13 protein-coding genes and 1 pseudogene are annotated in these 23,736 nt (G+C 48.9%); 6 read left to right on the forward strand and 8 right to left on the reverse strand.

From position 1 onward, the window contains the following. Positions 1 to 88: 88 nt before the first annotated feature. Both I6E49_RS09140 and I6E49_RS09145 read right to left on the reverse strand, forming a co-directional pair. Entirely contained in the window at positions 89 to 1,342 is a 1,254-nt protein-coding gene (locus I6E49_RS09140; protein WP_235401887.1) for a M56 family metallopeptidase, read from the reverse strand. A 2-nt stretch (positions 1,343 to 1,344) separates the two neighbouring features. Next, complete coding sequence (locus tag I6E49_RS09145; protein ID WP_235401888.1) at positions 1,345 to 1,752, reverse strand: BlaI/MecI/CopY family transcriptional regulator; 408 nt, start codon at positions 1,750 to 1,752, stop codon at positions 1,345 to 1,347. Positions 1,753 to 1,997: 245 nt separating this feature from the next. Between I6E49_RS09145 and I6E49_RS09150 the strand changes: the two genes are divergently transcribed. Then, complete coding sequence (locus I6E49_RS09150; protein WP_235401889.1) at positions 1,998 to 3,293, forward strand: alpha/beta hydrolase; 1,296 nt, start codon at positions 1,998 to 2,000, stop codon at positions 3,291 to 3,293. A gap of 5 nt (positions 3,294 to 3,298) precedes the next feature. On the opposite strand, the gene I6E49_RS09155 is transcribed toward I6E49_RS09150, so the two are convergent. Beyond that, on the reverse strand, positions 3,299 to 4,885 hold the full coding sequence (locus I6E49_RS09155; protein ID WP_235401890.1) for a DUF6377 domain-containing protein: 1,587 nt from the start codon (positions 4,883 to 4,885) through the stop codon (positions 3,299 to 3,301). Positions 4,886 to 5,147: 262 nt separating this feature from the next. On the opposite strand from I6E49_RS09155, the gene I6E49_RS09160 reads away from it, so the two are divergent. The 3 genes and pseudogenes from I6E49_RS09160 (at position 5,148) to I6E49_RS09170 (ending at position 10,747) form a co-directional block, all read left to right on the forward strand. Then, positions 5,148 to 7,466: a TonB-dependent receptor gene (locus tag I6E49_RS09160; protein WP_414602727.1), complete on the forward strand. Its 2,319-nt coding sequence runs from the start codon at positions 5,148 to 5,150 to the stop codon at positions 7,464 to 7,466. A 49-nt stretch (positions 7,467 to 7,515) separates the two neighbouring features. Next, complete coding sequence (locus I6E49_RS09165; protein WP_235401892.1) at positions 7,516 to 9,696, forward strand: alpha-galactosidase; 2,181 nt, start codon at positions 7,516 to 7,518, stop codon at positions 9,694 to 9,696. Between the two features lie 182 nt (positions 9,697 to 9,878). Next, a pseudogene (locus tag I6E49_RS09170) lies at positions 9,879 to 10,747 on the forward strand (PD-(D/E)XK nuclease family transposase). Positions 10,748 to 10,852: 105 nt separating this feature from the next. Here I6E49_RS09170 and I6E49_RS09175 read toward each other — a convergent pair. The 4 genes from I6E49_RS09175 to I6E49_RS09190 all read right to left on the reverse strand — a co-directional run bounded on the left by I6E49_RS09175 (position 10,853) and on the right by I6E49_RS09190 (position 18,738). Beyond that, positions 10,853 to 12,268, reverse strand: a complete 1,416-nt coding sequence (locus I6E49_RS09175; protein ID WP_235401894.1) for an MFS transporter — start codon at positions 12,266 to 12,268, stop codon at positions 10,853 to 10,855. A 429-nt stretch (positions 12,269 to 12,697) separates the two neighbouring features. Further along, complete coding sequence (locus I6E49_RS09180; RefSeq protein WP_235401896.1) at positions 12,698 to 14,866, reverse strand: S9 family peptidase; 2,169 nt, start codon at positions 14,864 to 14,866, stop codon at positions 12,698 to 12,700. A 98-nt stretch (positions 14,867 to 14,964) separates the two neighbouring features. Next, positions 14,965 to 16,863, reverse strand: coding sequence for a membrane protein insertase YidC (yidC, locus tag I6E49_RS09185; RefSeq protein ID WP_235401897.1), 1,899 nt, complete (start codon positions 16,861 to 16,863; stop codon positions 14,965 to 14,967). Positions 16,864 to 17,121: 258 nt separating this feature from the next. Continuing rightward, positions 17,122 to 18,738, reverse strand: coding sequence for a CTP synthase (locus I6E49_RS09190; RefSeq protein WP_235401898.1), 1,617 nt, complete (start codon positions 18,736 to 18,738; stop codon positions 17,122 to 17,124). Positions 18,739 to 18,889: 151 nt separating this feature from the next. On the opposite strand from I6E49_RS09190, the gene I6E49_RS09195 reads away from it, so the two are divergent. Next, positions 18,890 to 20,173, forward strand: coding sequence for a DUF3078 domain-containing protein (locus I6E49_RS09195; protein ID WP_235401899.1), 1,284 nt, complete (start codon positions 18,890 to 18,892; stop codon positions 20,171 to 20,173). Positions 20,174 to 20,334: 161 nt separating this feature from the next. Next, complete coding sequence (gene tsaA / locus I6E49_RS09200; RefSeq protein WP_235401900.1) at positions 20,335 to 21,006, forward strand: tRNA (N6-threonylcarbamoyladenosine(37)-N6)-methyltransferase TrmO; 672 nt, start codon at positions 20,335 to 20,337, stop codon at positions 21,004 to 21,006. 17 nt (positions 21,007 to 21,023) lie between these two features. On the opposite strand, the gene I6E49_RS09205 is transcribed toward tsaA, so the two are convergent. Continuing rightward, a complete protein-coding gene (locus I6E49_RS09205) occupies positions 21,024 to 23,591 on the reverse strand; it encodes a beta-mannosidase (protein ID WP_235401901.1) in 2,568 nt (855 codons plus the stop codon). Between the last annotated feature and the right edge of the window lie 145 nt (positions 23,592 to 23,736).

Raw genomic sequence — 23,736 nt, forward strand, 5'->3', positions numbered from 1 at the left:
ACTTTTACCCAGGGTGTTGCCCTGGGCTATGAGCTTCTGCCCCTTCGGGGCGTACTGCTGTGACTTTTGACACACCCTCTTTTCTCAACTACTTCTGACTGAAGGTTATCGGCACAAAGTACTTCACATTTACAGGCTTGCCTTTTTGTTTGCCAGGTTCCCACGCAGGCATAGACTTAACCACACGCATAGCCTCGTTGTCAAGCACATCATATCCGGTTGACTTTTCAATGTAGACGTCGCTAACTGTTCCGTCTTTTCTGACAACAAATCCTACGATAGCCCTGCCTTGCTGTTTGGCTTTGATTGCAGACTCTGGATATTTCATATTCATCATAAGCAATTCCATCAGTTTAGCATCCCCACCTTTGAATTTTGGCATCTCCTCAACAACTCTAAAGATTTTTTTGTCAGACTTTTGTGTCTGCATATTGGTTGTTGATAGGGCGGCTGCTGTGGGGGTGGTTTCTTTTGCCATATTGCTCACGTCTGTACCGTTGGCAAATACACTCACTGCCAGTGTTGCCACTGGGATAACGAACAATGCCTTAAGCATCATCCATCTGTTTGATTTCTTCTGGTTCATCATAATGATTCTTCGTTTTAGTGATTCTTTGTTAAGGTTGTTGGCAAATGGCTGCAGACGATTGCCGACCGCCTTTATTACAAGAAATTTCTGATATTGTGTTGCATCAATGCCTTTGTTTAATACCGCCTCATCCACCTCAAACTCGTGTATGGCTTTCAGATTCTTGCCTATCAGCCACACGAACGGATTGAACCACTGTATGATAGTGGCTGCCTGAAGAACGACGAGGTCAATGCTGTGCCCTAAGCGTATATGTTCCTGCTCATGCGTCAGTATGTAGCTGCGGTTGTTGGCGTAGTCGTCACGGCTCATCACGATGTAGTGGAATAGACAGAACGGACTCGTTGCACAATCGGTGAGAACAACGGTGTTGCCTCTGTTGTCGGTGATATGCTCGCACTGGCGCAGCTGTCTTGTCAGACGCACGGTCTGAACCACTGTCATCGTGAATATAGCCACTACACCTATTATATATATACAGGTCATAATGTCAGCCCAACTCCATACTGACTGTTCTTTTGCATCGCCGTCTATCAGTACTTCAGGCAACTGCACCGCCTGCCGAACCATGTCTACTGTCGGATTTGTGCCACCGGTGAAGTGAACCAATGGAATAGCAAACGACATAATCAGACATCCAAGTATTAATATTCGGTTGAGCCGATGGAATGTCTCCTTTTCAAGCAATGGTATAATGCAAGCATATAGCAGAGCCAATGCCATGGCTGATTTAATAATATAAGGTAGTATCATAGTTATTCTGTTTTTGAATTATCTCTTTTCTCCGTACCTTTGTCTATCAGACTTAGTATCTCCTCCAGTTCCTCGTCCGAGATGTTTTCTTCTTTCACAAAGAACGAAATGAGCGAGTGAAGACTGCCGCCAAAGAACGATTTCTTTACTTCCTTCATGGCATGGCGTGTGTATTCGGCTCTTGTTATGAGTGGCGAAAATACGTATGTCTTACCGCCGCCGTCGCGCTTGTAAGAGCTGACGTACTGCTTGTGGGTGAGTATCTTCATAAACGTGGCGATAGTGGAGTAGGCAGGATGTGGCTCGGGGTAAGCGTCGATTATCTCGTGCGTAGTCATACCGCAACCCTTGTCCCACAGAATGTTCATTATCTGCATCTCGGCACGTGTCAATGTATTGAAATCTTTCATTTTTTTTCTGTAGTTTATTGTGGGGTTTATGGGCTTATCTAATGTTTTAGATTTTCTATTGGCAAAGATACTTTAAATGCCTATTCGTTGGTTGCGGATACAAACAAAAACTGTTTGTGGAATATTGATTTTAACGTATGTTGTTAGATATTAGTTTCGATTTATTAGATATTAACCGCAATTTTTTATATGTTCTGATTATTTTATTTACATTTGCAACATATAAAACCATAAAACACCAAAATATGAAAGCATTAAGAACATTGACATCCGTTGTTTTCGCAATGATGGCATTCGCTGCCAATGCCCAGGAAGGCACATGGAATGGCGAACTTAACGTTATGGGAAACAAAGTGCCCTTGGTATTTAATTTCTCTACTAACGGATGCACCATCGACTCACCATCACAAGGAGTGAACGGTATTCAGGCTGAGAAGACCGTGAAGGACGACGGCACGATAAGCGTGAAAGTGGGGATGATAGGAGCTACCTTCGAAGGAAAGATGACAGACGGAGAGATAAAGGGAACGTACGTACAGAATGGTTTCCCATTGCCGCTGACACTAAAACCTGGTAAGCTGGTGGTGAAACGTCCACAAACGCCCGTTCCGCCATTCCCATACAAGGAAGAGCCTGTGAGCTTCACGAATGCACAATATACATTTAACGGAACACTAACATTACCGGAGAACTACTCGAAGAACACTCCTGTGGTGCTTATGGTGACTGGTAGCGGACAACAGAATCGCGACGAAGAACTGTTCAGCCATAAGCCATTTGCCGTGATAGCCGATGCCCTGGCTCGTCAAGGCATCGCCTCATTGCGTTATGACGACCGCGGATGGGGCGACAAGAGCGTCAACTTCGCTGATTTCACTACTGACGATTTCCGTCAGGACGCAGCTGCTGCAATACCATTACTGCGCAAGCGTTTCAACAAAGTGGGCATACTCGGCCATAGCGAGGGCGGCACCATTGCCATGATGCTTGCCGCAGAAGGCAAAGCCGACTTCATTGTGTCGCTTGCAGGAATGGCCATATCGGGCAAGGAGACGCTCATCATGCAGAACCGTCAAGCCATGTCGGCCATAGGACTGCCAAAGGAAACGGTCGACTCCTACTGCAATAGCATCAGCAAGGCGCTCGACGAGATTGCCAGTGGCAAGAAAGCAAGCGAAATAAACATCGATGATGTGCCTGTAGCTCTCAAACCTGTCACCATTAAAGCGTTGCAGCAAGCTGACACACCGTACATACGCCATTTCCTGACTGTAGACGTAGGCAAGCTGCTGCCTGAAATAAAGTGCCCGGTATTGGCTCTCAACGGCAACAAAGACACACAGGTGGATTGTGATGCCAATACAACAAGAATAGAAAAGGGACTTGCCGACTGCAAGCACTCTATAAAGAAAATAGACGGTGTCAACCATCTGTTCCAACATTGCAATACTGGCATTGTTACAGAATACCAACAAATAGAAGAAACCATTGCACCGGAAGTGCTGCAAGAGGTGGCGAAATGGATTAAGACGAATATTTGAACAGCTTACCCTACATGACACAGTCGGTTGATGTCATCGTCAAAAGTGTCGCGGTTGATGGCACGGGCACGCATCGACGACTTGTAGTTGTAGATGGTTTGGGTAGAGTAAAACAGTAGCGTGGCTATCTCCTGACTGTCGGTCACTCCAAGTCGCATAAGCGCATAGATACGGACTTCGGTGGTGAGACTGTTCGGAGATGGCTGCGCTATTTTTGATTCTGGCAGAAGCAGACTGTTCAGTTCATCAACAAAGCCAGGATATAGTTCGATAAATGCTCGGTCGAAACGTGTATAGAAGGTAGTGGCTTCCTCCTCGGCAAGTTTGTAGCTGTTGATAGTCTTCAACAAATCGGCAGCCTGATTAGCCTTTATCTTACGGCTTACGAGTTTGCGATATTCAATGATTTTGCGTATATACACGGCACTGATGTCCATAAACAGTCGCATATAAGTCTCGCGTCGGTGGTTTGTGGCTATCAGTTTTTCGTTCAGTTCGGTGAGTTGACGGTTCTGGCTCTTCACCTCGCGTCGGCTTGTAACAAGCCATTTGTTCTGCTTGTAGCCGAATATTGCCATAGCAAACAACACGAGCGATAGGAAACTTACCACGGCAAGCACCCCACGCACAATGCGCTCCTTATGAGCCAGTGCCTCTTGGTTGGCAGTGGCGATGATGGGCAGAATGTTTGAAATCTCAAGCATACGTAAGCGATTGTTGTAAAACTTTGCGTCTTCCATTGAGCAATAAATATAGCGTGCTGCACGGTCGGCATATTTAGTGTCTTTCTTATACAGATAAGTAGATAGCTCTTGCAATGCGAGGTTTTCCTTCAGTGGGCACACAATATCCGATATGGCAGCTTCTACAATGTATTTCTCGTAAAGCTGCATATTGCCTATTTCACGGTAGTAGCGTGCTATGCAGTAAGCGGCAGATGCATGTACGCGGCTGTTTACCGGGCTATTGTTGATGGCTATAGTGTAATGGCGCAGCACGTTCTTGCCTAATGGGTTTTCGAGATAAGCGAGCTCACCACTAAGATAGGCATACAGTCCAACGTAGTTGCTGTGTGTGGTATTGACCGTTAGCCGTAGAATTTGCAGTTTCTTTTGGCGGTAATAGTCTTTAAACTCAGACTTGTCGCAGAATGCTTCCCAGTAGCTGTACAGCCATGTTGTAGTATAATAATAGTATTGTTTGAGTTGATGAGGTACATTATTCTCTCCAATTTCATTTATCAGAGTTTCTGCCTGGCTATAGAATCCGCCGGTAGACAGTACGGCAGCGCGGTTTATACGGTTGAGTGTTGTGTAATAGGCATTGTTTACGCTTTGTGCAAGTGCAAGTCCGCGATTGGCGTATACCATCGCCGAATCATAGCTGTAAGTATAGTATTCGTGGTATATCGTATTCAGAAGGTTGAGCCGAGAAGAGTTATTGTCGGCTGTCCGTAATCTCAGTTTTAGTTTTTTTATTTTTTCTTCCTTTATTTCAGAGTATGTATTGCGCTTGTCGATATAACTATCGAGAAGTTTCAGCAGTTGCTGTTCTTTGTCGGCATTAGCTGTTGCCAATGTCGATTTTGCCATTACATGCAATGGAAGGAGGGCGAGAATTATATATAAAAACAGGCGCATAACGAAAGGTTTAAGGATTTATAGTGCAAATTTAGCTATTATTATCGAGATAAAACTGTCTACTTTGATAAAAAAGTATAATCTCTTAAATATATTGATAATTAATGCTTTATGATTTTATAAGTCTTAATAGTCATTTACTTTGAGTTTACGCATCCATACATACAGCCAATATAGCGAGTAACTTTGCAACCGTAATCAAAACATCACGAATATGAACCTAAAACTCAAAACATTTTCATTTGCCCTTTTGGCTTCTGCCTCTACGGGTATGTATGCACAAACGCATACCGATAACAAAACAACAAATGATTCGGAGCAGACTAAGAAGGAGGAGCGCAATGTAATGCTCAATGCTGCTGATGCCAATAAGCCTCGCGAAATTCAGATAGGATTACCGAGTGAGGATGTCACCGTATACGAGAACGGACTACCTGCTGTATATTCTTCGTCGGTGCATAAGCTCTCTGCCCATTGGCGCAGTGATGCATCGCTCAAGGGTACTGATCTGATGACTCCATCTGAGAGTGCTATCAAGACGGGCAACATTGCTTATGCTGTATCGGCATTCAGTGAGTTGGGCGAGAAGAAATTCAGCGGCAAGCTCAACTACAAAGCCAATCATTTCGGCATGCAGAACTTCGACCTTAATCTCTCTGGTGGTATTGGCGACAAATGGTTGTATACCGCAGGTATGTATCAGAACTTCGATCCGGGTAGCTTCAAGCTGCGTTTTACCGATTATGCCGACCGCACACAGATTTATCACTTAGGTTTGACACGTATCCTTGGTGATGGCAAGGGACGCATCTCCTTATTATATAAGTATTCCAACAGCAAGAATCCCGGCAACTTTGCCAATGCGGCACCGTTTATCTATGTCGGCGATGGCAGCATAAAGAAGCTTGCAGGTTTTGATCCTGGCATGGACTCATACGTTCAGCGTCAAGGCTCATTCAAGTATCTGAACACCAAGACCGGCAAGATGGAGACGTGGAATATGACCGATGGCAACGACAATCGTGCCAATGAGGTGGCTCTTATCAGCCAGTATCAGTTTGACAATGGTTGGTTGTGGAAGCTTAACGCCAAATATATGAATGCTCCTCGTGCCAACTATGTTGATTATGGAGGCAGTACAATCTCTGAGGTTAGTGCTGCTGACGGCTATCAGCTTTCTGACGGTTCAGCCTATAGCGGACTAATTGAGGGTCGCCGCACATGGCTGCACTTTGGCAAGGTGAGCAACGCTCTATTGACAACTGAGATGAGCAAGCAGCTCAACAATCACAAGCTTATGATCGGTTTGAACGAGTGGTATTATAATCTCAACTACTATTCGTCGTCGTTCCAGTGGGCGGGTACCGTTGAGGCTTATCCCCAGACATTGAGCCAGATGTATGTCAATCCGCTTGACCCTACACAGACTGCCCGTCGTTCGGAAACATTCGGTTACAATGAGCTTAGTCCTGAATATACCAAGGGTTCGGAGAATAAGCTTGCTGTATACTTTACCGACGAGTGGCGCGTGTCGCCAAAGTTCAAGGTGTTCTATGGCGGTCGTCTGGAATACTATCGTATGTCTGCCGATCAGATAGCCACTTCTCGTTTCAGTGGTTTCCACCTTGGCAACTACAACACCTACTCAAGAGCAGAGGATGGCTCGATTGTTGCTGCTGAGCATAATATAGTGCCAGCCAATGTCACAAAGAATAAGCTCAACTATGCTGCAACATTACAGATGACGTACAATCTCACCAAGCAGTTTGGTCTTACTGCCGATGCTACCGTAGCCACTCGTTTTCCACGCATCAGCGAGTATGCCGGAACAGGTCCTACTGAGGAGCAGTACAAGCGAGTTACAATTCCATTGATTCGTGGCGGTATCTTCTACCGAAACAACTGGCTCGACCTCTCATCAATGGTGACATACATCTCAAAGTCGAACAATATCGATCAGCAGAACCTCACCAAGCCCGGTACGTCTGAAGGCAAGACTGTATTGCTTATCTACAACATCCAGACCCTGGGTTGGACTACTTCTGCCGAGATCAATCCATTCAAGAATTTTCACATGCACGCCCTCTTCACCTATCAGAAGCCGGTGTACAAGAACTATAACGCAAGCGTAACGTTCAGCGACGGCCAGTCGATGGGTGTCAATGCCAACAATATGATTGTCAAGGAGATTCCGCAGGTGCTTATCGAGCTTGACCCCAAGTACGACATCACCAAGAATCTCAATGCATGGCTCAGCTTCCGCTACTTCGGCAAGACATACGCCAATCTTCAGGAGGCTCTCTACTTCAATGGCCACTGGGAGACATTCGGAGGCGTAAACTGGAATGTAAACAAGAAGCTCAGTCTCGGTGTGAGCGTGGTGAACATCTTCAACGAGAAGGGAGCCAAGGGTACAATCAGCGGTTCGGAGCTTATCACTAAGGAAGAGGCAGGCAAGTATGCAGGCAAGTATATGAGCGGCAGCTATATGCGTCCGTTCACTGTGGAGTTCAGTGCTGGCATAAAGTTCTAAGTGAGAAGTTAAAGAAAATATAGAATTTAATAATAAAAACCATTCGACAATGAAAAAGTCTATTATTTTGATTGCAGCGATGTGCATGACTTCTGTTATGACATTTGCCCAGAAAGTAATCCGAGTGTCTACCGACAAGACCGACCTCGTGATGAAAGTATCGCCTAAGGGCCGCCTATATCAGGTCTATCTTGGCGACAAGTTTCTGAATCCTGCTGATTACGACAACCTGAAGTGGGACGTATATGCAGCATCCGATGGAGCTGTTTGCCAGCGTGGACATGAGGTGTATGCCACTTCTGGTGCCGAAGATTTCTTTGAGCCTGCTGTGGCAGTGACTCATGCCGATGGCAATATGACAACATACCTGTATTATCAGTCGTCTGAGCAGAAGGCTGTAAAGGGTGGCACCGAGACCATAATAACGCTTAAGGACAAGGTTTATCCATTGACAGTGAAGCTGCATTATGTGGCTTATGCCAAGGAGAACGTCATCAAGGCTTGGAGCGAGATTTCACATAATGAGAAGGCACCTATCACTCTTTGGCGTTATAGTTCTACCATGCTCTATTTCAAATCTTCAAAATATTACCTCACCAATTACCACAGTGACTGGGCTAAGGAGGGACAGCCCGAGACCACACAGCTGAGCACAGGCAAGAAGATTATCGACACTAAACTTGGCACACGTGCTGCAATGCAGGCAGAGCCTTTCTTCGAACTTGGTTTTGACGAGCCTGCCAAGGAGAACGAGGGCAAGGTGATGCTCGGTACAATAGGATGGCCTGGCAACTTCCGCTTCACTTTCGAGGTGGATAACGTGGGCGCTCTGCGTGTTATTCCTGCCATCAATCCTTATGCTTCCGACTATAAGCTGAAGGCTGGCGAGGTGTTCGCAACACCTGAGTTTATCTTCGCTATGAGCGACAACGGTATGGGTGAGGCTTCGCGCAATCTGCACGACTGGGCTCGTCAGTATCAGGTGAATATGGGTATGGACGACCGCCTCACTCTTCTTAACAACTGGGAGAACACTGGTTTCGATTTCAACCAGCAGAGTCTTGCCGAACTGATGAAGGATGCCAAAGACCTGGGTGTAGATATGTTCTTGCTCGACGACGGATGGTTTGCCAATAAGTATCCTCGTAAGGACGACCATGCCGGTCTTGGCGATTGGGAAGCCACTAAGAGCAAGCTGCCAGAGGGAATACCAGGATTGGTAAGAGATGCTAAGAAGGCAGGAGTGAAGTTTGGTATATGGATTGAGCCGGAGATGGTTAATCCAAAGAGCGAACTCTTCGAGAAGCATCCTGATTGGGTGATTATGCAGCCACAGCGCGAGACATATTATTACCGCAACCAACTGGTGCTCGACATCTCTAATCCTAAGGTTCAGGACTATGTGTTTGGCATTGTTGACCGCATTATGACCGAGAATCCCGATGTGGCTTACTTCAAGTGGGACTGCAACAGCGTTATTACCAATATATACTCGCCCTATCACAAGCAGAATCAGGGCAACTTCTACATCGACCACGTACGTGGCATATACAATGTGCTCACACGCATCCACAACAAGTATCCTAAGCTCCCGATGATGCTTTGCTCTGGTGGTGGCGGCAGAATGGACTACGAGTTGCTGAAGTACTTCACCGAGTTCTGGTGTTCGGACGACACCGACCCCTACGAGCGTATCTACATACAGTGGAGCTTGTCTAAGTTCTTCCCGGCTAAGACTATGGGTTCGCATGTTACCAACTGGAACAAGAACACTTCCGTGAAGTTCCGCACTGACGTTTGCAGCTCATGCAAGCTTGGTTTCGACATCGACCTCAAGTCGCTCTCTAAGGACGACTACAAATTTGTGCAGCAGGCTGTAAAGAACTATAATGAAATGAAGCCGATGATTCTTGAAGGCGACCAATATCGTTTGGTTTCTCCATACGAGGGCAGCCACTGCGCCATCAACTATGTAAGTAAGGACAAGCAGCGTGCCGTACTCTTTGCCTACGACCTGCACCCACGCTACAAGGAACCACAGCTTAACGTCAAGCTTCAGGGACTCGATGCAAGCAAAACATACACCGTCAAGGAAACTAACCTTATGCCAGGCAAGACTTCGGAGCTTGAGTGCGACGGCAAGCAGTATAGTGGCGACTATCTTATGAAGGTTGGATTGAATGTATTCACAGCCCAGGATGGAACAAGCCACGTGCTGACATTAGAGTAAGAGGATGATTTTGTAAGTAGTTAGTTTTAACAAACAAGTCAGTTATGAGCGAGGTCATGGCGATGCTGTATTCAGCGTCGGCTATGGCTTCGCCTTTTCTCAATAATATTTGCCATTCCGATTAAAAATCTCTATATTTGTAGCGTTCAACTGATAATTAACAAATCAACGCCTATAAAGTTATGGGAATATACATACGATTTGATTGGGCTATGAAGCGCCTGCTTCGCAACAAGGCCAACCATGCCGTGCTTGAAGGACTGATGGCCTCGCTGCTTGGACGCAAGTATACTATACTAAGGTTCTTGGAGAGCGGGTCGAATCAGGAGAGCGAACTCGACAGTTCAATCGTGTGGACATACTTGCCGAGAGCGAAGAGGGCGAGCTTGCCATCGTTGAGATTCAGAACAACCGTGAGCTGACGTATTTCCACCGTATGCTGTATGGAGTGTCGAAGGTGATAACCGATTATATCGAATTGGGCAACGACTATGTTTATCATGGCAAGACCCTCTTCAAGGGATTGCATGACGAAAACGATATACTAAAGCTATCGGTACGTCAGAACGGGCGCTTCTTCGGACTTGCAAGTAAAGACATCCTGCAACGCAAGGAAGCTGGCGACCTCTTCCCTGAGTATTATGTGTTGCGCGTCAACGATTTTGATAAGGTGGCAACCACACCGCTCGATGAGTGGATGGAATTTCTTAAGACGGGCAAGATAGCCCGTGAGTCAACGGCACCCGGACTGAGCGAGGCGCGTGAATGTCTGCGTATCGACTCGCTAGGCGCTTCGGAGCGTAGCGCATACATCCGCCATATGGAAGCATTGCGCTATCAACGCAGCGTGCTTGATACAAGCCATGACGACGGATATGTAGAAGGACGCGAGGAAGGACGAGCTGAAGGACTGAAGGAAGGTCGTCAGGAAGGAATTGCCCAACGCAACATAGAAATAGCCAAGAGTATGCTTTCCTTAAATCTTCCCATTGTACAAATTGTGCAAGTGACGGGACTTGCAGAGGACAAGATAAAAGAATTCACACGCTAAATCATTTTATGCTACAATAATAAAAAAGGGAATGTAAAAGTTTTGCACTTTTTACATTCCCTTTTTCTGTTTATGTGAGTTTCGCTATAACTCTTCTTACGCTGTTTATCCCTTGATGTTGGGCTCTTCCAGACCGAAGCCACGCTTCTTGTCGAGAGCCTTGAGATAGATGGCGAAGAGCAGGGCGAGAACGCCGAAGCTTGCGAATACTATCAATGGCACGGTGTAGTCGTAGGGGATGAAGTCGGCACCGGCTTCCTTGGCTGCTATAACGGCTGGATTGTCGGCGTTGGTGGAAGCGAGGAGGTTGCCGATGAGCTTCGGTACGAAGCAGAGGCCGATGTTCTGTACCCAGAAGATGAGGCAGTAAGCCGAACCGAGTATCTTCTCGTCGATAATCTTCGGAACGCTTGGCCACAGGGCTGCCGGCACGAGGGCGAACGAGATGCCGAGCAATACGATGGTAGAGTAGGCGATGAGCGGACTCTTTGTTGCCGGCAATACGAAGGCGAACACGAGATGGCAGCAGATGAGGAGCAATGCGCCGCCCATAAGCATTGTGGCGCCCTTACCCTTGCGGTCGAGGAAGTTGCCGAGGAACGGAGTGATTACGGCAGCACCAATAGGGAACCAACGGAAGATGTTGGCAGCATCCTCAGGCGAGATACCGTCGAGGTTGCACTGCAGCATGTTGGCACCGTAGCGCTGGAACGGGAAGATGGCCGAATAGTAGAGCACGCAGAGCAGAGCTACAATCCAGAACACCTGCGAAGAGAAAATCTTGCCGAGGTCGCTGAACTTGAACTCCTCCTCGGGGTCGCCTGCCTCTTCGGTTGTGCCCAACTGCTTGTCGAGCGTCTTGTCCATGAAGGTGAACACGATGAAGGTGATAAGGCCGATGAGCAGCAATACTGTGCAGAATGCTACAGGGGCCACTACTGTGCCGAAGTGGTTGGCGATGATTGGCGAGATAGAGAAGATAGCGAACACGCCTACACGTGCGATAGCCATCTCCAGTCCCATAGCAAGCGCCATCTCCTTACCCTTAAACCACTTTGCTATGGCCTTAGACACGGTAGTACCTGCCATCTCGCAGCCACAGCCGAAGAGCATGAAGCCGAAGCAAGCCATCTTGGCACTTGCAGGCAGAGTCACCCACCATGAGTTGAGCCAGTCGGCAAAGGCTGTCTGAGCGAACCAGTCACTGATACCGATAAGCTTGATAAGCGCACCGATGAACATCATTGAGGCTGACAGAACGCCAGTGAAGCGAACGCCCATCTTGTCGAGGATAACACCTGCAATGATGAGGAAGCCGAGCACGTTGACGATGTACTCAGATGCTGCATAGGTACCGAATGTGTCCGGACCCCATCCCTTCTGGCTTTCCATAAGGGCCTGGATTGGTGACATTACATCGACAAACATGTAGCCGAAGAACATCATGGAAGCGACAAGCACAAGGGCTGTCCAACGTGCCCAAGCCTTATCGTTCAATAATTGTTTTACTTGTTGAACCATATTTTAAATTTTGAGTTTTGAATTTTGAGTTTTGAATTGTTGCGCGGTGCGCAATTTTGAGTTTTGAGTTTTGAGTTTTGAGTTTTGAGTTTTGAATTGTCGCCTGCGGCGATTTTGAATTGTTCAATTTGGAATTTTGAGTTTTGAGTTTTGAGTTTTGAATTGTTGCGCGGTGCGCAATTTTGAGTTTTGAGTTTTGAATTTTGAGTTTTGAATTGTCGCCTGCGGCGATTTTGAGTTGTTCAATTTGGAATTTTGAGTTTTGAGTTTTGAGTTTTGAATTGTCGCCTGCGGCGATTTTGAATTGTTCAATTTTGATTTTTGAGTTGTTGATTCTTTGTTTTCCTATAAGTAATTTTCAATTCAAAACTGAACAATTCCTAATCGGCTTTGCCGATAATTCAAAATTCAAAACTCAAAATTCCTAATTCACTTAAGCCACTTGTCGAGCCATCCGAAGAATGTGCGCTGCCAGAGCACACCGTTCTGCGGTTTGAGTACCCAGTGGTTCTCGTCGGGGAAGATGAGCAGCTCGGCGGGTATGCCGCGCATACGTGCCGCGTTGAATGCGCCGAAGCCCTGGTTGGCATTGATGCGGTAGTCCTTCTCGCCGTGGATGCAGAGTATAGGTGTGTCCCACTTGTCTACAAACTTGTGCGGCGAGTTCTCGTAGGTGCGGCGTGCACGGTCGGTCATGTCCTTGTTCCAGTAAGCGTCTTCATACTCCCAGTTAGAGAACCATGCCTCCTCGGTGTCGGTGTACATCGACTCAAGGTTGAAGGCACCGTCGTGCGAGATGAAAGCCTTGAAGCGCTTGTTGTGGTGACCGGCAAGATAGTAAACCGAGAATCCGCCGAAGCTTGCGCCTACACATCCCAGACGGTCCTTGTCTACGTAAGGCAGGTTGTTGGCAGCGTCGTCGATAGCTGACAGATAGTCGTCCATGCACTGTCCGGTCCAGTCGCCCGATACAGCCTCGTTCCACTCATGGCCGTAGCCCGGCAGTCCGCGACGGTTGGGGGCGATGACTATGTAGTCGTTGGCAGCCATAATCTGGAAGTTCCAGCGATAGCTCCAGAACTGGCTTACGGGGCTCTGTGGTCCACCCTCGCAGAAGAGCAGCGTGGGGTACTTCTTGTTGGGGTCGAAGTGTGGAGGCAGAATCACCCATACCTGCATCTGCTTGCCGTCGGTGGTCTTCACCCAGCGCTCCTGCACCTTACCCATTTCGAGCTGGTCGTAGAAAGCCTTGTTCTCGTTTGTAATCTGCTGCACCTTGGTCTTCTTCACGTCCTTGCCCGGAGTGATGACGTACAGCTCGTCGGCCTGCGAGATGCTGTGGCGTGAAGCCAGAATCTTGCCGGTGTTGCCGAGCATCTGTATTGATCCGAAGTCCATCCAGTCGTCGGTGAGTGCACGCACGTCGCCATTGAGGTTGGTCTGATACATGTTGATGCATGCGTGCCAGCATCCGATGAAGTAGAGAGTCTTAGAGTCGGCATTCCAGCAGAATGCGTCAACGTTCGAGTCGAACTTCTCAGCCACATACTTCTTTTCGCCGGTAGCGAGATTGTACACGCAGAGACGGTTGCGGTCGCTCTCATATCCGTTGTTCTTCATCGACTGCCAAGCCACGTACTTGCCGTCGGGCGAGAACTGCGGATTAGTGTCATATCCCATGTTCAGGTCGCCCTGCTGATGGTTTACGGCCTGGGTCTTCATGGTCTTGGTGGCGTTGATTTCGGGGTCTTTATATCCCTCAGGCTTGCAGAGGTTCTTGGTCGAACCTGAAGCCACGTCATACAGATAGATGTCAGAGTCGGTAGAGATGGCGTAGTTTACACCAGTCTTCTTGCGGCATGTATAGGCAATGGTCTTCGAGTCGGGACTCCAAGCCAACTGCTCCACACCGCCGAAGGGTGCCATAGGGCACTCGAAAGGCTCGCCCTCGATGATGTCCTTGCCATCATCTACACCATTCTCAGTTACGTCAGCCACAAACGGATGAGCTACGCTTTCCACGTAGTGGTCCCAGTGGCGGTAGTTGAGGTCGGTAATGCGTCGACCGGTAGCCAGTGGCAGGTCATCGGGATTCTTCTGTATGCTTTCGTGATAAGGCAGCGACTTGATTAGAATCACCTTCTTCCCGTCGGGCGAGAACTTGAATCCTTCAATGTCGATGTCGCTCTTGGTGAGCTGTCGGCGGTCGGTGCCGTCGGCGTTCATCGACCACAGCTGTCCCTTTGTTAGGAAAGCGATGCGTTTGCCGCCCTCTATCCATGCTGCGTCAGTCTCGCTGGCAGCGGTAGTGGTAAGGGTGCGCTGTAGCTTTCCGTCGGCGCTTACGGTATAGAGCATCTGGTGGCTCTTGTTCTGCTTAACGCTGTAGTAGCCCACCTGATAAACTACGGTCTTGCCGTCGGGCGAAGCTGCAGCTCCGCCTACGCGTCCCATTGCCCATAGTGTTTCGGGTGTCATACGGTCGCCCTTGCTGATAGCAGCAACATTGGTAGTTTTTCCAATCATAGTTTGTGCTTCGGCATTGATGCTGGCGCAACCTATAAGGGCAGCGGCAGCGATTGATAAAGCTTTGTTCATTATAGGTATGTTTAGGGTAAGATATTTAAAAATAAAGTTGAGAGTTGTTTTTAAACTCTCAACTCTCAATTAATGTAGCTCTCAACTGTCTATTTCTTTTAAAGTCCCTTGCGCTTGCGTTCCAGTTCTTCGCGCTTGCGCTGCATTTCCTGCTGCTGCTCCTGCATAGCCTGGAGGCGTGCAGCCAGTCCGCTCATCTTCTTAGGATTGTTCTTGTTCTCCTCATACTTCTTCTCGAGAATGGCGAGCAGCTTCTCGTCGTTTGTAGTCTTGCGCAGAGTCCACATAATGGCAGCGCTGAAGAACAGCGAGATGAAGTAGTAGAAGTTCAATCCGGCAGAGTAGTCGTTGAACATGAAGAAGAACATCAGCGGCATGAGGAACATCATCCACTGCATCATCTTCATCTGTTCGGCCTGCTGTCCTACCATCTGGTCGCGCTGCTGGCGCATAGTCATCAGCGAGTACAGGATGTTGGCTACGCAGAAGAGAATACATGTCAGCGAGAGGTGGTCGCCGATGAGCCACAGATTGGTGTTCCACTCGATGATGGGGTCGTATGTCGAGAGGTCGCTAATCCAGAGGAAGCTTTCGCCACGCAGCTGAATGGCGTTAGGCACGAAGTTGAACATCGCAATCCAGATAGGCATCTGTATGAGCATAGGCAGACATCCCGACAGCGGGCTTACGCCATACTTGGCATATTCGGTCATCATGGCTTGCTGCTTCTGCATCTGGTCCTCAGGCTTGTTGAGGTGCTTTGTAGCCTCTTCCAATTTCGGCTTCAGCACACGCATCTTTGCCGACGACATATAGCTCTTCTTCACCATAGGATAGGTGATGAGCTTCAGCAGCAGAGTGATAAGTATCAGCACGATACCCATGTTGATGTTCAGTCCGGTGAGGAAGTCGAACACATAGATTGTAAACCATCGGTTGATGATGCGGAAGAGCGGCCAGCCGAGGTATACGAGGCGCTGCATGTCGAGATCCTTGTCGAATGTACATTCCTTTTCAACACGCTTCAGCAGACGGAAGTCGTTCGGACCATAGTAGAAGTCAAACTCCGACGGTGTCTTACCGCTTGGGTCGAAGAAGGTCTTCATCTTAGCCTCATACTGCTTCAGATAGCCCGAGCCCTTCTCCTGCGGGATGCTCGTCATCTGCGAGTTTTCGGCGAAGTCGTTCTTGGCAATCATCACAGCCGAGAAGAACTGGTTCTTGAAAGCCACCCAGTCAATCTTCTTCTCGATGGTCTCGTTCTCCACCTTCTTGCTTTCCGACAGGTAGTCGGTGCCACCGTCGGCCTTATGATAGGTCAGAGTAGAATAGCGGTTCTCGAATGTGAATCCGCGCTCCTGCTGACGCGCCATGTCCTTCCACTGCACGTCCATCTGTGTAGTCGACGGAGCGAAAGCGCCAGCCAGTCCTATGGCCTGCACCTTAGTGTGCAGCATATAGTCCTTGCCCAGCACATAGTCGATTACGAGCGACTTGCCGACACCAGCCGTTGCAGTCATAGTCACAGTAGAGTCGGTCTGGTTTGACGGTGTGAAGTAGAGGTCGGCAGTATTGATGTTCACCTCCTTGGCAGCCAGAGCGAAGTTGAGGCTCTGAGTCTTGCTGTCGAAGAGAGTGACGTCCTTGTTGCCGTTACGGTCCTCAAAGTTCTTGATAACAGCCTTCGACACTACGCCGCCCTTGGTGTTGACGGTCAGTTCCACGTTCTTGTTCTTCAGTACAACGTCTGTAGCGTTGCCCTGCAGAGCAGCGTAAAACAGAGCAGTAGTGTCGGCTTCGACAGCTGCCTTAGCCTGAGCAGTCTTCTGCTGTGCTGCCATTTTTGCAGCATTTTCGGCCTTTGCCCGTGCCACGTTCTCGATTGAGTCCTGCTTCTGTTGTGCAGCAATCTGCTCGGCAGAAGGCTGGCTCCAGATGCCAAATCCAATCAGTACGGCGGCTATAAGCACAAAACCGATGATGTTGTTTTTGTCCACTTTTTTTAGTTGTTAATTAGTATTTGTTTAATTTCTATTTTTATTATTGTTATTTTTTCTTTCTGTTTCTTTATAGCTTTATTGCCCCCGCAAGGGGCGACGATGCGAATTTTGAATTTTGAGTTTTGAATTTTGAATTTTGAATTATTCTCGGCTACGCCTGCGATTAAGAATTAACGAATTTTGAATTCACAATTGAATAATTCAACATCGCCGTAGGCGACCAATTCAAAATTCAAAACTCAAAATTCCTAATTTCTAATTCGCAGCTCCGCTGCGTTGCGCTGCTGCTGTCTTTATGAAGTCGACAAACAGGGGGTGGGGGTGCAGCACGGTGCTTTGATATTCGGGATGGAACTGTGTACCGATGTACCACTTCATGCCCGGAATCTCCACAATCTCCACGAGGTCGCTTTCGGGGTTGCGTCCCACGCATTGCATACCGGCACGCTCAAACTCCTTCTGGAAGTCGTTGTTGAACTCGTAGCGGTGGCGGTGGCGCTCCTGTATGTGCTCCTTATTATATATATTGAACACGCGCGAGCCCTGCTTCAGTGTGCACTCGTATGCACCCAGACGCATTGTTCCGCCCATATTCGTGATGTTCTTCTGCTCCTCCATGATGTCGATGACGTTGTGCGGAGTCTTCTCGTCCATCTCGCGGCTGTTGGCGTCGGCATAGCCCAGCACGTTGCGGGCAAACTCTATCACCATCATCTGCATGCCCAGACAGATGCCGAAAGTCGGGATGTTGTGCGTGCGGCAGTAGTGGGCAGCTACAATCTTGCCCTCGATGCCACGCTGTCCGAATCCCGGACAAATCAGTATGCCGTCCTGGCCTTCTATCTTCTCAGCCACATTCTCCTCGGTCAGATATTCCGAGTTGATGAATGTGATGTTCACCTTGCGGTCGTTGTACGTACCGGCGTGCGAGAGGCTTTCGCGTATCGACTTGTAAGCGTCCTGCAAGTCGTATTTGCCCACGAGTCCGATGTTCACCGTCTCGGTAGCCTTGCTGCGACGTTCGAGGAACGAGCGCCACGGACCGAGCGACGGTTTCTCTCCGATAGGTTCGCCCATCTTGCGCAGAATGGCTGTGTCCAGCCCCTGGTTCTGCATGTTTATGGGCACTTCGTATATACTGGGCAGGTCTTCGCTCTGTATCACACAGTCGAGGTCGACATTGCAGAATCCTGCCACCTTTTTCATTATCCCCTCATCCAAGTGTTTCTCGGTGCGTAGTATCAAAACGTCTGGCTGAATACCCACACTCTGCAGTTCCTTCACGGAGTGCTGAGTAGGCTTGGTCTTCAATTCGCCGGCTGCCTTCAGATATGGCACGTATGTCAGGTGGATGTTAATGGCGCGCTTGCCCAGTTCCCACTTGAGCTGTCGTATGGCCTCCATGTATGGAGCGCTCTCGATGTCGCCGATAGTTCCGCCAATCTCGGTTATCACGAAGTCGTAGCCATACTTCTTGCCGAGCAGCTTCACGTTGCGCTTAATCTCGTCGGTTATGTGCGGCACCACCTGAATGGTCTTGCCCAGATAGTCGCCACGGCGTTCCTTGTCGATAACGGCCTTGTATATGCGGCCAGTTGTCAGCGAATTGGCTTTGGTGGTTTGGATTCCGGTGAATCTCTCGTAGTGGCCTAAGTCGAGGTCGGTTTCCATTCCGTCAACCGTCACATAGCATTCGCCATGCTCGTAAGGGTTGAGTGTTCCAGGGTCGATGTTGATGTACGGGTCAAATTTTTGGATAGTGATGTTGTAACCTCTTGCCTGCAAGAGTTTACCGATTGACGACGAAATGATGCCTTTACCAAGTGAAGACACAACGCCGCCTGTTACAAATATGTACTTTGTTTCAGCCACGGTGATATAAATTATAAAGAATTAAATATTCTAATACGTACAAAAATACAAGGTGCAAAGTTAATATAATTATGCGAAACCTACAAAATTTTTATTTTTTATTCTTACCTTTGCACCATTATTTATCAGCATTTAATTTATTTTTATGCATATGAAAATCTTACATATCGCCATAGTGGCAATGTTGTTTTTTGTGGGTCATGCCGATGCACAGGTGCGTTCGCGTCATGCCAAGGTGCATGATGCCGACACGGTGCCGTTCATTGTACGTTCGTATGTCGACTCTTTGCAGGTGGGCCGCATGCGTGTCGACTCGCTTTTCGCCATGCGTCGCGACAGTCTTTCGGCACCCGATGGCCGCTATTACCGCCTCTTCGTTCCCCTCACTTTCTATCACGGCATAGCCGGCAATGCCTTCAAGCTTGATGGTAACATTCCCGAGCTCGACCGCAGTCTGCTTGATGTTTATCTGCATCGTCCCGACCTTGTGGTCAGCACGCAGAGCCAGCTCGACCGTGTAGGCCCTATCATCGAGCCATCTGCCACTCCCGTCAAGCCCGAAACCGACATAGTCGACCTTGTATCGCCTAAGGTAGACGATGACGATGTGGTGTCGCCCGTGCAGATATACGTCGAGAAGCCCAACTTCTGGAAGTTCAGCGGCGACTACAGCCTGCAGCTCTTCCAGAACTATGTGTCCGACAACTGGTATAAGGGTGGCGAGAGCAATTACTCTATGATAGCTGCCGTGACTCTACAGGCCAATTACAACAACAAGCAGCGATTCCAGTGGAACAACAAGCTCGAGATGCGTCTCGGACTGCAAAACTCTCGTGGTGACACCCTCCACACGGTGCGTGCCTCCGAAGACCTTATACGCTACACCAGCAAGCTCGGACTGCAAGCCTCCAAGCATTGGTATTACACATTCCAGCTCATAGCCAGTACCCAGTTTATGCGTGGATTGCGCAGCAACGACCCCAGGATGTATTCGCGCTTCCTCTCGCCGCTCTACGTCAATCCCTCGCTCGGTATGGACTACAAGGTCAACTGGTTTAAGGGTCGCATGACGGGTTCTATCCATCTTGCTCCCGTAGCCTACAATCTCACTTATGTGCGCGACAAGGAACTCGCCACACGCTTCGGCATCGACGAAGGTCGTCATGCGAAGAACGACTTCGGTTCGGAGGTGACAGTCGACCTTGTATGGCAGATGTCTAAGGACGTACGCTGGAAGACGCGTCTCTATGGCTATACCACCTACCACCGTATGCAGATGGAGTGGGAGAACACCTTCACCTTCGTTGTCAACAAGTACATCTCGAGCAACCTCTTCCTCTATCCGCGCTTCGACGACGGTGTGAAGCGCGACGACAAATACGGCTTCTTCCAGTTTAAAGAGTACGTGTCGCTCGGATTCAGCTACGGAATATAGCACGAAATCGCGAATGTTGAATTTTGAGTTTTGAGTTTTGAATTGGTCGCCTGCGGTGATTTTGAATTATTCAATTGTGAATTCAAAAATCGTTAATTCTTAATCGCAGGCAAAGCCGAGAATAACTCAAAACTCAAAATTCAAAACTCAAAATTCAAATCATGCAAATCGAACCTATAGCTTATTTCCACTCACCGTTTGCCACGAAGTTTGGCGTTCCTAAGCAGAGCGGACTGGTAGAGAATCTGGAGGGCACAATCGAGTTTGTGCCCCAGTATCGCAATGCCGATGCCTTGCGAGGCATAGAGGCTTTCGACTATCTGTGGCTTGTGTGGGAGTTTTCTGCCAACAGCCATGCTGCCGTCAGCCCCGTAGTGCGTCCGCCGCTGCTTGGCGGCAATACCCGTATGGGAGTGTTTGCCACACGCTCGCCGTTCCGTCCCAACCGTATAGGACTCTCGTCGGTGCGTCTTTCGCACGTCGAATACAATGCCTCCAACGGTCCGCTTATACACGTTCTTGGTGCCGACCTCATGGATGGCACCCCCATCTACGACATCAAGCCCTACGTGGTCTATGCCGACTCCCATCCTGATGCACGTAGTGGCTTCGTCGACACCCACGCCTTGCAACGCCTTCAGGTCGTCATACCGCAGCCGTTAGCTACGCGTTTTACGTCTGCCCAGCTTGAAGCCTTGCGCGGAGTACTATCGCTCGACCCTCGTCCGCATTATCACAACGACCCCAATAAGATCTACGGCATGTCGTATGCCGGTCGCGACGTGCGGTTCAAGGTGGCAGATGGCGTGCTGACAGTAGTAGAAGTGGAGTAAGCCTGCAAGCCGCCTTTTTATCTTACACCGCCCAATTGGTGCAGTCTGAATGTGAAGTCCTTCAGCGAAAGTCCTTCAGTCGAGGTTATGACAATCGTCTTACGTTGTCCGGGCAGAAGGTCGAAGAAGTTGTCTGTGAAGCGCACGCCTTGTACTGGCACCTCTATGAATATGTCGCGTGCCAGTCTGTCGGTCTTCAATGTCATTTCTACGCTGTCGCCCCGTCTTCTCAAGCTTGTCTCTATATGGGCCTCGGGCAGCTTCTGTTCTTTCGGATAAGCAAAATAATATACATTGTCGGCCAGCGTCGCTCCGTTCTTAGCCTTCAGCGTTAGGTGCAGTAATGAGCTTGTAGCATCCTGCTTGCCAAGCCACTCGCCGACAGGCTTCTTCATGAAGAGCAGGGAAGAGTTGGCTGTTAGCCTGCCGTTGCAGGTCCATCTGCCGTGTGTCTTTCCGTCGAAATCCATCAGTTCTACAGTCATACTTACATCATCGCGGTCGTGCAGTTCGTCCGAAATCAGATAAACGCACAGGTCGTTGTCCTCCCTTATGGCATTGATAAGGATAGGGGCAAAGGCCCTCTGCGACTGATACATAAGGGCCTTCCAGTTGCCGTAGTAGTCTATGGCCGACCACGACACCACTGGCCAGCTGTCGTTAAGCTGCCAGAAGAGGCTGCCCATGCAGTAGGGCCTATTGCGGCGATGGGCCTCAATGCCGTGTCGCATGCCCTGTCCCTGTAGCACCAGTCCCATGTACACAAGGTCTTCAAACCTTGCAGGCACCTTATAGTACAGCCCCATGGTCTGCTTGATGAGCGCATTGCCTATCGTGGCCTTCTGATGCGCATTCATCACAGGCGATTCCAGTTCAAAGTCTTTCTCTTCGGCAAACATCCGTATTGTCTTCATTTCGGGGAAAGCCTGAAATCCGTATTCGCTCATAAAGCGTGGTATGCTGGAGTCGAAACTCTCAAACGGTTTGCGTCCGTGCCATGTGCCCCAGTTGTGGCTGTCGGCAATCTTCCAGCTTTCGGGTCTGCCCCAATTGGCTTCGTATGGCGAACTGTGCATATAGAAGCGGGTGCTGTCCAGACGCTCTACCATCTTCGGCAGCAACTGACGGAACAATACGTCGTATCCGCGTTCCATTTCGGCAAATGTCTCGGCTGTGTATTTTCTCTTCCATCCCCAGTAGCGCATACCCTCGTATATCTCGTTGTTGCCACACCACATGGCGAGCGACGCATGTCCGCGCAGACGCTTTATGTTATATTCTGCCTCAGTCTCCACGCGTTTGACGAACAGCGGGTCGTGTGGATAAGTACTGCAGGCGAACATGAAGTCCTGCCATATCAATATGCCGTTGCGGTCGGCTTCGCTGTAAAAGTCGTCGTCTTCGTAGATGCCGCCTCCCCACACGCGCAGCATGTTCATGTTGGCAGCCTTTACGTCTTCAAAAATACGCTTGTAGCGCTGGGGCGTGACGTTGGGCAGCAGGGCGTCGTCGGGTATGAAGTTGGCACCCTTGGCAAACATCGGGCGACCGTTCACTACGAAGTAGAACGACTTGCCGTGTTCGTCGTCGTCCATAACCACATTGACTGAGCGCAGTCCTACCTCTCGTTCTTGTCGGGCTATCTCTGCTCCGTCTACCGTCACCGATGCCTTAAACCTGTATAACGAAGGCTCACCCCATCCGTTGGGCATCCATAGGTGCGGATTGTCAATACTTGCAGGCAGGCTGACCGTATTCTCTCCAGGGCGCAGTTCTATACGCTTGCTTATTTCTTTAGTGTCGTTGGCAGAGTAGTGATAGTCCACCTTGAGCAATGCCGTTACAGTACGTGAAGTGACATTGTTTATCTCCAGACGGTTGTCCACCTCAGCCCTGTTAGCCGACACCGACTTCTGGCATACGTAGTAGTCTTCAATCCTTGCCACGTCCGAAAACACAAGGCGCACGGGGCGCCATATCCCGCACGTAGCCAATCGTATGCCCCAATCCCATCCGTAGGAGTATGGAGCCTTGCGTGTGTAGACGCTGGTGCGCCATGGCGAATGGTCGTTGCTGGCAGGATATTCGAAGCCGTTGGTAGCCAGTTGCGGAAGCACCTCCTTCACCGTCGAGCGGAATCGTACAAGCAGATGGTTCACACCCTTGCGTAGCACGGGTTTCACCTGTATCTTGTGTCCTACAAACATATTGTCCGAGTGCAATATCAATGCACCGTTCAGATATACGTCGGCATACGTGTCGAGTCCGTCCATTTCCAGTACGGCAGCATCACGACTGAGCTGCTGTTCGTTTACGACAAACGATGTGCGATACATCCAGTCCTCGTTTTCCACCCATTGCACGGCTTTCTCGTTCATGCCGTAAAAGGGATTAGGTATTCTGTTGTGGTTCAGCAGGTCCTGATGTACGGTGCCTGGTACCTTGGCGTCGCTCCATAGCGTATCGCCCACCTGGCAGAAGGTCCAGTTGGTATGGAGAGTGCAAACCTGTGGTCTTTCATAGGCGCTTGCAGTCAGCGACACAATACATGTAGCCAAAGAGCATGCAAAGTCTTTTCCTGTCATATATACGGATTAGTATGATTTCTATTAAACAATATTTTGCTGTAACAGCCAAAGCAAAAGTACTGAAAAATTCCAGTATTGCGTATTGTTTCCGCAAAAAAACATGTAGAATGTTGAATTAGTAGCTTCTGGCGAAGCAGAGTTG

This window comes from Leyella stercorea, assembly GCF_021531655.1.